We start from the raw sequence: 11,895 nt of genomic DNA on the forward strand, positions 1-11,895 counted from the left end.
TGAGTGAAGCCAGATCATCCATGGTCTCTTGATCCAGATTCTGCACCTTTTTTTTATCATCAATGAGAGTCGAAAGATCGTCAATCTCATCGCTTCTGACTTCAAGTCCCCTGGATAGTGGTTGGTCATCAATGAGTGCTGCAAGGTCGTCAATAGTATCTTTGTCTTCGGAATTGTTGTTCAGAAAATCATTGTTTTGTTTAAATTCAGAATCATCAATAAGAGCTGAAAGATTATCAAGGTCATTGTCGCTTTCCATATCCTTGATATCCATATTATCCAAGGTATTTTCATCTATAAGGGCGGAAAGGTCATCTATATCACTTTCAGAAATATCAATATTCTGTGTTACGTCTGCTTTGTGCTTTACATCCTGATAATCATGACTCTTCATCCATGGCTCTTCGTCATCCTGGTTCGTGTTCCATGGTTCCCGTACCTGATCTTCCTGATTCCATGCTTTATTTTCATTGGAAGAATCGCTATTAAAAAATGAATCTTCAGAGCCATCCTGTTCTGGTAAATCAGGAGTATCAGTGGGTGAGAATTTATCCTTTTTATCATCAGAGTTCACTTCATCTTCAATAAAGTGGGAAAGATCCTCAAATCCCTGTAAGATTGGATCGTCTAATTCATCAGAAAAAGAGATATCATCAGATAACTGACCCTCTGAATTGTCAGTAATGGACTCATCGGTTTCGGTGTTATTATCAATAAGCGGCTCATTATCAATGGGTTGGTCCGCTGTAGAAGGATCAGTATCTTTTGAAGAAGATAGAGAATCCGGCGTTAAATGGTCATGGTCAAGGTTATCTGATGATTTGTTTAAAGAATCCAAGGTCTCTTTATTAGAGGTAACTGACAAAAATGATGAGATGATAGTTGAAGAGATTGATTCAATTTTTTCTGCAAGATGTTCGATTGCAACTGCTTTTAATGATTCTGCCTCAGCTCGCTTTGACAGGGCTTCTGCTTTTTTTTCTTCAGCCAGTGCGCGGCGTTCTTCTGCGAGTGCAATACGTTCCTGATGAGCTGTAAAAACCTTGAGAATATCTGAAAGAGTTACACTGCTTTCGTTGTTTTGTGGTTGCCCGGAATGTGCGTTGGTGTTGGATAAAGCTGTCTGTTTTGATATGTCTGGCAAATAGACCTTCTGTCCCTCAAGAACTGTTTCAATTTCCGAGGGAAGAGTTCCGGATTCAAATTGTTCAGAAATTATAATCAAGGTGTCCAATACACTTTGTTCATAGAGTTTCTGGCCATTTTTCATGGAATATGGAAGCCAGCGGTTAAATCTGTTAAGCAAAAACTTGATAGTTGCTTTGCCGCTGCCCAGCTCTTTTGCCAGCATTGATGCTGTCAGAAATTTTTTATCAGACATGATAATCCCTTACAGTTGTGGGTATCCCTCATTTGCCGATTTACACTTCCCGGGAAAGTGTGCTTTTTTTATCAGGAGTCTTCTTAAGTTGATGACCTGGAAATAAATATCAAAAACAATACCTTCAGTCAAAACATCTGATAAATAAATTGTTAGATGAGAAACAATACCAGCAGATTTGGTGATGTTATTAAAAGATCTGAGCAAATACCAAAAATAAATTCATAATTTCTTTGAATCAGTTTGACAGCGCTATTTGGGGTTGATATATTATTTTTTAAGAGAAATCATCAACCTTGATAGCCTTGTAAAAAGTCAAAAATACCAAGGTTACTATCAATAATTTCAGTAGATTACTGCTGAAACGATCTTGAAATCTGATTTTTTACAGCTTAATCAACCTTGAAACACAAATTCGCCATTCATTGATTTTATATTGAAAGTTCCCGAAAAAATATCGCCTTAATAAATTTTTCTGTGTTTTTCAAAAGATCATAAGTTTAAAGTTTTTTTAGTAACTTAAGTAAGTTTTAGGCTCATTATTATAACGCTACAGGTAGTGGCATCAGGGGCATACTTGCGGTGCCAGGGAGGGAAAATGAGTGAAAACAGCGATCCAAAATCTCTATTAAATCACATTGATGCAGTAAAAAAAGGTCAACGATGCTTTGAGGATGCTTTTCAGGGTGTCTCAAGGATGATCCTTGAATCAGGTGTCGAAAAAATCAATGTAAAGGGTCGAACCACATACAGTTTTGGTCTTTTCAGTAAAGGTAAAAAGCACCTGGTGGGCATGTATGATGAAATAAATAGTTTTGTCTCTTTTGTGAAGGATGCCTCAGAAGGCGGTTCTTCAAGGGAGATGGCATTTGTGCTTGTGGGTGAACCAGGGAATGGCAAGACATTTTTTGTGGACTATCTGTGTGAATCCTACCGGAATTTTCTTTCAAAGCCTGAAAACCGGAAATATACTTTCAGGTTCAAAAACCTTGATCAGCTTGAAGGGTATGGAAGGATTCGTGTTATTGAGTCCCAGACCTATGAGGATCCAATGATTCTTGCCATGGGACTTGGTGAGACAAAAAACGAGTCCATGGAGCTTTTTGGAAAACACTTTGATTTTTCTGACAATGAGCTTGAGAGGCTCTTCAAGCTATATCGTCCCCTTGGAGCATGTTCTGGTTATATCTGGAGTCAGATCCGGCAATATTGCAATGATGATCTTGATAAAATGCTTGAATTCATAGAGATACTCCCTGTTCCCCTCAGTGAAACCCTTGGGACCATAACCGGCAAGTATCCGGCAAGGGATAAAATCACTTCTTCTGCTGTGGATTTGCTTGGAGAAGAGTCAATTCAGCGGCTGCTTCATATTACTGATACAAACAATCCATATCGTTTTGATTTAAGAAGAGGAGCGCTTGCAAGGGTTGCAGGTGGCGGTATCCATTTCAGTGACGAGATATACAAAAACAAAAAAGATCTGGTGCAGGTCTATCTTGGTGTAATTCAAAACAGAACCATTGAGATGGATGGCTATAAATGGCCAATTGATACTCTTATCATTGCAACCAGTAACAATTCAGAATTCAACACATTTCTTGCAGAAAAAGAAGAGGCTCCCATTGTTGACAGATGTCGTATCTGTTATGTGGCGCACAATACAGATTACAAGCTTCAGAAGGAGCTGACAGAGTATGCAATAGGAAATGACGTAAAAAGGACGATAAACGGCGAAAAACTTCATCAGGATCCCAATCTCAACTATGCTGCATCTGTAGGGGTTGTGTTAAGCCGTCTGCCCAGATCAGAAAAGCTGACCCCTGTTGAAACCATGAAACTTGCCGCAGGAGAGGTTGCAGGTGAAAAAAGCCTTAAAACCCTTGCAGAGCTTATTGATACGCTGAATCAGGATACTGATATAACAAGAAGGTTTGGACAAAAAGGGCTTGGACAGAGAAACCTTGGCAGGGCCATCCAGATTCTTCTGGAAAGTTCTGAAACCAATGAGGGAAACTGCATGTTTGCCCTTGATATTTTCAATGCACTTGAAAAGGTGGTTCTTGATTATGTGACAGATTCCGGAGATCGCGCAAAATTCATGGATGATCTCAAGACAGCAAGGGGGCTTTACCGTGAGCGGATAATGACCGAGATATTTAACGCCTACATGGATGAACCCCTTGCCATCAAAAAAGATGTAATGAATTATGTAAACATGATCATTGGTGTGGATGCTGAACATCTTGGGGCTGACATGATGTGGAAATACAAAGACCCCCAGACAGGTGAACTTAAGGCCATGAAGATTGATGAGCGTTACATAAAGAATGTTGAAGACCGCCTTGGCCTGAAAACAGAAGAGCAGAGAGCTTCCTTCAGAAATACCATAAGAAAGATTTACGGCCAGAAGATTTCCGTGGATCCCAATTATGACTTTATGGATAATCTGGAACTTGTAAAGGCAATAACTGATGTCCGCCTGAAATCAGACATTGCAGGTGCAGGAAGCCTTGTAGGTGCCCTTGCCAACCGTACCAATGAAGAGAACCAGAAACTCCATGACCGTATGGTCAATACAATGTTCAACAAGCTGGGATACTGCAACACATGTGCCCAGAAAACAATTGAATACTTCTGCAGTCAGGAGGATGATAAATAATGATAACCCTGGATGAACTCCTGGAAAAGGACCGGAAGCGGGAAGAGGACGGATTTAAACGCAAGATCCGCATTGGCCGTATTGTGAAACCTGTCCGGGGGGGCAGGGAGAAAATTGTTGTGGTACCCACCACTGTGGAGGAAAAGTTTGTCCATGACGAAATATCGCTGGAAGAGGAGGGGGAGGGCGAATCCACAGGTGGAACAGGTGATGGGCAGGAAGGTGATGTTATAGGGGAAGAGCCTATTCGTCCCTCCGAGGATGGGGAAGGCCAGGGAGAAGGTGACGGTGAAGGTCCGGGTCAGGGCTCCGGTGGCGATCATGAGTTTGAATCCAATGCATATGAACTTGGTAAGGTTTTGTCAGAGGATTTTGAACTTCCCAACCTTGTTGACAAGGGTGGAAAACGTACCCTTGTCAAGTTCAACTATGAGATGACTGACAAAAACAGGGGGTTTGGTCAGATACTTGACAAAAAAGCAACATTGCGAAGGATTGTGGAGACCAACATGAGCCTTGGAAATATTCCTGATCCATATGCCATTGATCCTTCTGATTTTATTATTGCACCCTCTGACATGATCTATCGGATACTCTCCAAAGAAAAAAGCTATGAATCACAGGCATTGATCTTTTTTCTCAGGGATTATTCGGGTTCCATGGGGGGCAAGCCCACCCAGACAGTGGTCTCACAGCATGTTATGCTCTACTCCTGGCTGCTTTATCAGTATCATAAACAGGTACTCACAAGATTTATTCTCCATGATACCGAGGCCCGGGAAGTTGAGGATTTTTATAAGTACTACTCCTACAAGGTTGCAGGAGGCACAAAGGTTGTATCTGCCTATCGTATGGTCAACGAAATAGTGGAGAAAGAGTCCCTTGCAAGGGACTACAATATCTATGTATTTCATGGTACTGATGGCGATGACTGGGATACTGATGGAAAAGAGGCTCTTGTAGAACTTGAAAAGATGATCAGCTATGCTGCCAGGGTCGGTATTACTGTTGCAAGGCACAGTTATGCAAAATCCAAGGATACGGAAGTTGAAAGCTATCTTAAAAAATCGGGTCTCCTTGAAAAACATGCAAATCTCATCAGAATGGATGTACTGGATGAAGATGCAGAAGATACCCGAATTATTCAGGGGATTAAAAATCTGATTTCCTGATAACTGCATGATATAGCTTTCCAGAAAAATATTTTATTTTTTGGTAAAAAAATTAATACAGATAACAGATAGTTAGGCTTTTCCATTATAAATTTAATTATCTGGAATACTATAGAATTATCATCTTCATTTAAATTTTTTATATGTATGGATAAGGGGGCGTCTCATGCAATTAATTGACCAGCATGTCAAGGGAATCATGGAAGGCTGTAAACAGAGAGCCAGGGATGCAGGGCTTTCCTTTGAAGATGAGTCTCTTGAGTATATTGTGACCAACAGGGATATGATAGAACTCAGTCCCAAGGTTATGATCCCCACGCTTTATGACTATTGGGTTCATGATGTCAGGGTGATTTCAGGCCAGGGTATGTACGAGCTATATCCAAGCAACCCCTATGAAACGGTTATCAATACAAGACCTCCCATCTCCTACTACAATGATAATAATCCGGATTGGCTCAATGTGATGATTTTTTACCATGTTCTGGGTCACATTGATTTTTTTCAGAACAACCTTTTTTTCAAGCATACATGGGACTTTGATTTTAACGGTCAGGCCCTTGCAGATAAACGCCTGATCGCAAAATATCGTTCAGAAAAGGGGCGTTGGGTGGATTATGTCATTGAGTTTTCACGGGCTATTGACAACCTTGTGGGCTACCACGATCATGTGGCAGGAACCCTGCGAAGTGAAGGGAAAAGAGCCTTGGGAAAACTTGATTATTATTTTGATATATTTCTTCAAAATGAAAAAAAGGTTATTCAGTCTGAGTATCTAAAAGAGATAGATCGTTATAATAAAATTGATCATAATCGTCTTGAGGTTGTTGGAAAAGATGCAACTTCGCAAGAAAATCATGAAAATGGCGCTTATGCTGCCAATGCTCATGATAAAAATATTACTCATGATACAAATCATGGTGCTGCTGTTGATCTCAATCATATTTATGAGAGTAACGGTAGTTTATCCGGGACTAAAAATGGCAATATCTCAAAAGAAGATCTTTTCCTGATTGATGTCCGTATTAAATATCCTGAATTTGACTCTTTTTATAGTCGATATATTGAGAAAAAAGAGAAAAGCCGTCTTGATGTTGTGCAATATATTTTGAAGAACTCCGAGTTTCTGAAAAAAGATGAGAACCGCTGGATGAAATCAGTAATAGAGATCATCCGGAACACATCACTTGTGTTTCAGCCCCAGATTCGCACAAAAATAATGAACGAGGGGTGGGCAAGTATATGGCACGAAATGCTTTTTATGCAGGACGACCGAATAAAGGGGCATGAAACTGATTTTGCAAAGGTTAATGCAGGCGTCACCTCAATGCCTAAAGTAGGGCTTAATCCATATGCACTGGGTATGCGTCTTTTTTACCACATTATGGAGATGGAGAATCGTGATTGCTACTCATTTGAATATTTCAATCTTAAGGACAAGGTAAAGCGGGATAAATTTGACAAATCCAAAAAAGACAATCCTGGAAAAAAGGGTCTTGAGAAAATTTTTCAGATTCGTGAAAATCTTAATGATTTTACATTTATAAATAGTTTCATTGACCAGGAATTCATGGATAAGCACAACCTGTTTGTTTCTGGAAAACGCCTTAACAGAGAGCGGATGTCCTGGCAATACTATGTCAAGTCACGCAAGGCAGAAGATTACAGGGATATGATTATCAATACGCTTTACCACCCGCCTGTTATCTATGTGGATCACAAGAAGACCACACAGGGGCCTCTTTACCTTGTTCATAAATTTGAAGGAAAACCCTTGAAGAGGGATTATATTGAAAACACAATGGTGGGAATTGAGTATCTGTGGGGACGTTCAGTCAGGCTTGAAACAAGTGAGCCTGTAGCAGCATCTGCGGAAACCCCACACCAGAGATTCATTAATTTCTGGAACCAGCCAAAGCCCCCTTCACCTTCAGCAGCTCAACCGGATAATAAAAAAGAGATAACCTGGAAACGGGTGCTCTATGTGATGGAAAACCGAAAGCTTATAAAAAGAGATATATAGAGATTTTCTCATCAGTCATGACCGGGAATCCTTTGGGGAGAACTTTTTCATTAAAGCTTCATATTTGGTAAGCTTTCACAAATAAGTAGGCATTTGGTAAACAACACAATATAGAATTCCAGATAATTAAATTGATAATGGAAAAGTCTAACTATCTGTTATCTGCATTAATTTTTTTGACAAAAAAATAAAATATTTTTCTGGAAAGCTTTTTTTTGTATGAAAACCCAGCTTTACCCAAAAAACGTGAAAGCATTTTTATATCAAGCCATTATGGAGGCTTTACAGTAAAAATTTTCCAAATGCTTATTTTAGGGAGATCAAAACAAAATATGGATACAAAATCCCTTGGTATAATAGATGAAAAAACCCGTGCGGAAAAAGCAGTTGAGCTTCTTAATGGCGAAATTGGAGATTATGAGAGGCTCAAGCCCATCACATTCAACAATTATCTTGATCTTGTTGAGAGCAGGCCTGCTGATATGCTCCGTAATGTATTTCAAGTGTTCCATGACATGATGCAGGCTAATGTGGATGTCTCCCAGGATTCCATTCTGGATGATATTGATGAGTTTAATCTCATTGATTATGACTGCACCAGACTTTTTGTTGAAGGCTCTGAAAGTCCCTATTTTGCAGACAGGCTCTTTGCCAATCGGCTTATGAAGCACATGGAAAGTTTACGGCATGGAACCCAGCAGAACCGGATATATATTTTTCATGGTCCACATGGATGTGGAAAGAGTACGTTTTTAAATAACCTTTTGAAAAAATTTGAAGAGTATGCCAACACCGAGGCCGGAATGCGCTATGAAGTTGTTTGGCGACTTGATATTGAACAGCTTGGAGGGCATGGGCGGGCAGAAACTGTTACTGCCATTGAGCGCCTTGTGGAGCTTATTGAAAAAAAGCCCGGTGGAAAAGTTGATGATGAGGTGTCAGAGCAATGTATTGCTACAGGCTTTAATACTGCCCACATTGAGATTCCATGCATCTCCCACGATAATCCGATTTTGATTATTCCCAAAAGCCATCGTCGCAGAGTGCTGGATAAGCTAATTAAAAACGATGAGTTTAAATGGCGTCTTTTCACGGAAAAACAGTATGACTGGGTTTTCAATGCCGAGTGTTGTACCATATGTGAATCAATTTATCAGTCTCTTCTGGAACGACTTGGAGAACCTGCAAAGGTATTTGATATGCTCCATGCAAGGCCATACTATTTCAATCGTCGTCTTGGAAGCGGCATCAGTGTATTCAACCCCGGAGACAGGCCTGTTCAGCAGAATGTAATAACCAACCAGATGGTTCAGAACAGGATTAATAACCTTTTCAGGGACAGCAATCTTATACACTATATATATTCCAGATTTGCCAAAACCAACAACGGTATATATGCCTTGATGGATATAAAATCTCACAATGTTGAGAGGATGGTTGAGCTTCATAATATTATAAGTGAGGCAGTCCACAAGGTTGAAGATATTGAGGAGAGTGTCAACTCCCTATTTCTTGCCCTTATGAACCCTGAAGACAAGAAAAACATCAAGGATTTCCCCTCTTTTTCAGATAGAATCCAGTATATTAACATTCCATATGTCCTTGATGTTAACACAGAGGTGATGATCTATCATAATATATTTGGAAGGCATATTGATGACAATTTTCTGCCAATGGTGATGGAAAATTTTGCAAGGATAATTATATCTTCCCGACTTAAATCAAAGTCTGAGAGCCTTCTGGAGTGGATTAAAAATGCAGCAAAATATAGAAGATATTGTGATGAAAATCTGATGCTGCTCAAGATGGAGATTTATTCGGGGAACCTTCCTGAGTGGGTTGATAATGATGACCGAAAGGCATTAACATCAAAGATGTGGAGAAAAATCCTTGCAGAGTCGGAAACTGAAGGAAACCACGGTTTTTCAGGAAGAGACTCCATACGTATTTTTGATCAGTTCTACTCAAGGTTTGCAAGGGAAGATCGTCTTATCAACATGCCTGCTTTATGCTCATTTTTCAGAAACATTGTAACAGAAATGCCAAAAATGATTCCTGATGGTTTTCTTGAGTCCCTTCTTCGCATGTATGACTTTAATGTTCTGCAGCAGGTAAAAGAGTCTCTCTATTATTACAATGAGGATCAGATTTCCAAGGATATCAAAAACTATATTTCAGCCGTTAACTTTGAAATTGACTCATCTGCTCGCTGTATATTTACCAACGAAGTTATACATGTGACAAACGAGTTTCTTGAAAGCATTGAAAATCGTCTTTTTGCCGATAGTATAACCATGGCCAAAAGGCAGGAGATGCGAAATGATGTATTAAAAGAGTACACCACAAACTCTCTGACACGGGAGATAATGATTGAAGAAAAAGATATTTCCCAGACAAAGCTTTTTGAATCCCTGCATGAAAGATATGTTTACAATCTGAAGAAACGGGTACTTGAACCTTTTCTTGGCAATGAAAATTTTGGTCGTGCCATCAAGGATTTTGATACAACGGATTTTAAGACATACGACAAGCGTATAAAAAGTGATGTTGAATTTCTTATAAACAACATGGTTACAAAGTTCGGTTATACCCAACAAGGTGCCAAGGAGGTCTGTATCTATGTGATTGACAGTAACCTTGCCGGGAAATTTAAATAAATAAGAGATATGGCTACTTTACACTTTTTTAAGCAAAACTACGTTTTCAGTGTATTCGCCATTTACATCATTAATGAAGAGGGGGATGTTGTGAAAAAGATCCCCCTTTTCATTGATGGAACGACAGAGAAACTTGATGGTTTTCTGGTACTGTTTGAGCATTATCTTGTTAAACTGGAAATTGAAAAAGCGTCTGAAGTCGTCCTTGTAGGAGACGGAGCTCCATGGATATGGGAATGTCTTCCGAAACTTATCAGGGAAACAGGTGGAGAAGCCCTCAAAATTACTGAAATCATAGACTGGACGCATGCGGAGCAGAATCTCGAAAGGCCTTTGGAACACTTCCTAAAAAGAAGGCTGCTCAACTCAAATACAATGATTTTAAAGAACTGCTGTTTTCTGGTGATATCAGTAAAATTGTCACTGAAGTCAAAAGACTTTTTAAAATGCGGGCATCCAGCGAGATTATGAAAAAACTGCAAAGTTACTTCATTTCAAATATCAACCGTATGCAGTACAAAAACAATCTAAATATAGCAAGGTTAATTAATTTGCTTTTCAAGCTCTTTTAATATCTCCTGCAACTCGCTAATGCTTTTTCCTTCCAACTCCGCTCTGCTTGCAATTTGATATTTCAATATTTTTTGTAATGCTGTTATGTTACCAATCAGTTCTCCTTCCTGGCGACCTTCCAGGCGTCCTTTCTGTTGTCCTAATATAAAATGATTATAAACATCAGGATAATGATCTTTAAGAAACATCTCTCTTGTATATGGCATATCAACACCCTCCAATGAATAGTGCTTATATAGTTCATTCAAATATGTACTTACATTGTCAAGCAGCCATCCATCATTATTAAGCCTTTCCAAACTCTTTTCTATCTGCTCTGTTTTGTTTGAAAACAGTCCCAGAATGGGATGGTCAAAATTATTTGAAATTATGAATCTCACAGGAGTAAAGATTTTAAGATCATATACTCTGTCTTTAATGATACACTCAAGGGATTTGGTATCTTTAAATTTGCTAAACAACTTTTGCGGGAAATGGTGTGTCACAGCATAAAGGTTTACTTTGTCCCTGTTGTTAATGTTTCTCATCTTTTTGTAATTTGTAAGATTTCCGTAAATTGTTTTTGTACATGATTATATCCTTATTGATAAAAAACTATTGTGTATTGCTTTATGCTATATCTTGAATTATTGTTCTTTAATAACGTACATGGCGGATTACCGCCACAATCGAAGGGATGAAAGTCGTTTTTAAAACAGGCTGTTACGGAGACTTTCATATAAACCAACATGGCGGTTCACCGCCACAATCGAAGAGTTGAAAGTCTTTATAAAAACAGCCATTTGCGGGGACTTTCATATAAAATAGCAGAAGAGTTGAAAGAATGGAAGAAATCTGTCTTGATCTCATAAATTAATAATATGTAAGTAAAGGATAAAAAAGAAATGGTGGTTGATAGAAATCAAGATATCAGATGGAAGCAACGCTTTTCAAATTATAAATTGGCATTGGAACAGTTGATCGATGCTGTCGATATTTTAAAAACAAGGCAGTTGAGTCTGCTGGAGAAGCAGGGGATGATACAGGCTTTTGAATATACCCATGAGCTTGCATGGAATGTAATGAAGGATTTTTTTCAGTATCAAGGCAATATCGGAATAAAGGGTTCCAGGGATGCTACAAGAGAAGCTTTCCGGTATGATTTAATCACAGATGGTGATATCTGGATGGATATGATCCAGGCCAGAAACCTTACGTCACATGCCTACGACAAATCAATGGCTGACAAAGCCGTAAAAGAAATTGCCAATATATACCTTCTACAATTCCTCTCTTTTAAAAAAAATCATGGAACAAATAGAGAAGGAGGAAATTTGATAGAAATGATACCGACGCTGGATTTAAACACTTCAAAAAAAATCATTCAAATCCTGAAGTCAAATAATCAGATAAAATCTGCAATTCTGTTTGGCTCCAGAGCAAAATTC

General features: G+C 39.0%; 8 protein-coding genes. 6 read left to right on the top strand and 2 right to left on the bottom strand.

All coding sequences use genetic code 11. The features are described from left to right. Positions 1-1,381: midas domain-containing protein (locus MTBBW1_RS10800; RefSeq protein WP_080803223.1), on the bottom strand; the 1,381-nt coding region annotated here is incomplete at its 3' end. Positions 1,382-1,979: 598 nt separating this feature from the next. Here MTBBW1_RS10800 and MTBBW1_RS10810 point away from each other — a divergent pair. From MTBBW1_RS10810 to MTBBW1_RS10830, 5 genes are all read left to right on the top strand, one after another. Continuing rightward, positions 1,980-4,043, top strand: a complete 2,064-nt coding sequence (locus MTBBW1_RS10810) for a serine protein kinase (protein WP_080803228.1) — start codon at positions 1,980-1,982, stop codon at positions 4,041-4,043. Beyond that, a complete protein-coding gene (locus tag MTBBW1_RS10815; RefSeq protein ID WP_080803231.1) occupies positions 4,043-5,215 on the top strand; it encodes a DUF444 family protein in 1,173 nt (390 codons plus the stop codon). Before MTBBW1_RS10810 ends, MTBBW1_RS10815 begins: the two co-directional genes overlap by 1 nt. Positions 5,216-5,381: 166 nt before the next feature. Then, positions 5,382-7,238 carry a SpoVR family protein gene (locus tag MTBBW1_RS10820; RefSeq protein ID WP_080803233.1) on the top strand — a complete coding sequence of 619 codons (1,857 nt, stop codon included), beginning with the start codon at positions 5,382-5,384 and terminating at the stop codon, positions 7,236-7,238. A gap of 332 nt (positions 7,239-7,570) precedes the next feature. Continuing rightward, the gene (locus MTBBW1_RS10825) at positions 7,571-9,895 is read left to right on the top strand and encodes a serine protein kinase PrkA (RefSeq protein ID WP_080803756.1); all 2,325 of its coding nucleotides are present in this window, start codon (positions 7,571-7,573) and stop codon (positions 9,893-9,895) included. A gap of 9 nt (positions 9,896-9,904) precedes the next feature. Next, a complete protein-coding gene (locus MTBBW1_RS10830; protein ID WP_080803236.1) occupies positions 9,905-10,366 on the top strand; it encodes a hypothetical protein in 462 nt (153 codons plus the stop codon). A gap of 71 nt (positions 10,367-10,437) precedes the next feature. Here MTBBW1_RS10830 and MTBBW1_RS10835 read toward each other — a convergent pair whose 3' ends face one another. Then, the gene (locus tag MTBBW1_RS10835; protein ID WP_080803239.1) at positions 10,438-10,995 is read right to left on the bottom strand and encodes a hypothetical protein; all 558 of its coding nucleotides are present in this window, start codon (positions 10,993-10,995) and stop codon (positions 10,438-10,440) included. A 357-nt stretch (positions 10,996-11,352) separates the two neighbouring features. Between MTBBW1_RS10835 and MTBBW1_RS10840 the strand changes: the two genes are divergently transcribed. Next, positions 11,353-11,895: HI0074 family nucleotidyltransferase substrate-binding subunit (locus MTBBW1_RS10840; RefSeq protein ID WP_080803242.1), on the top strand; the 543-nt coding region annotated here is incomplete at its 3' end.

Source organism: Desulfamplus magnetovallimortis, assembly GCF_900170035.1.
Lineage (GTDB): Bacteria > Desulfobacterota > Desulfobacteria > Desulfobacterales > Desulfobacteraceae > Desulfamplus > Desulfamplus magnetovallimortis.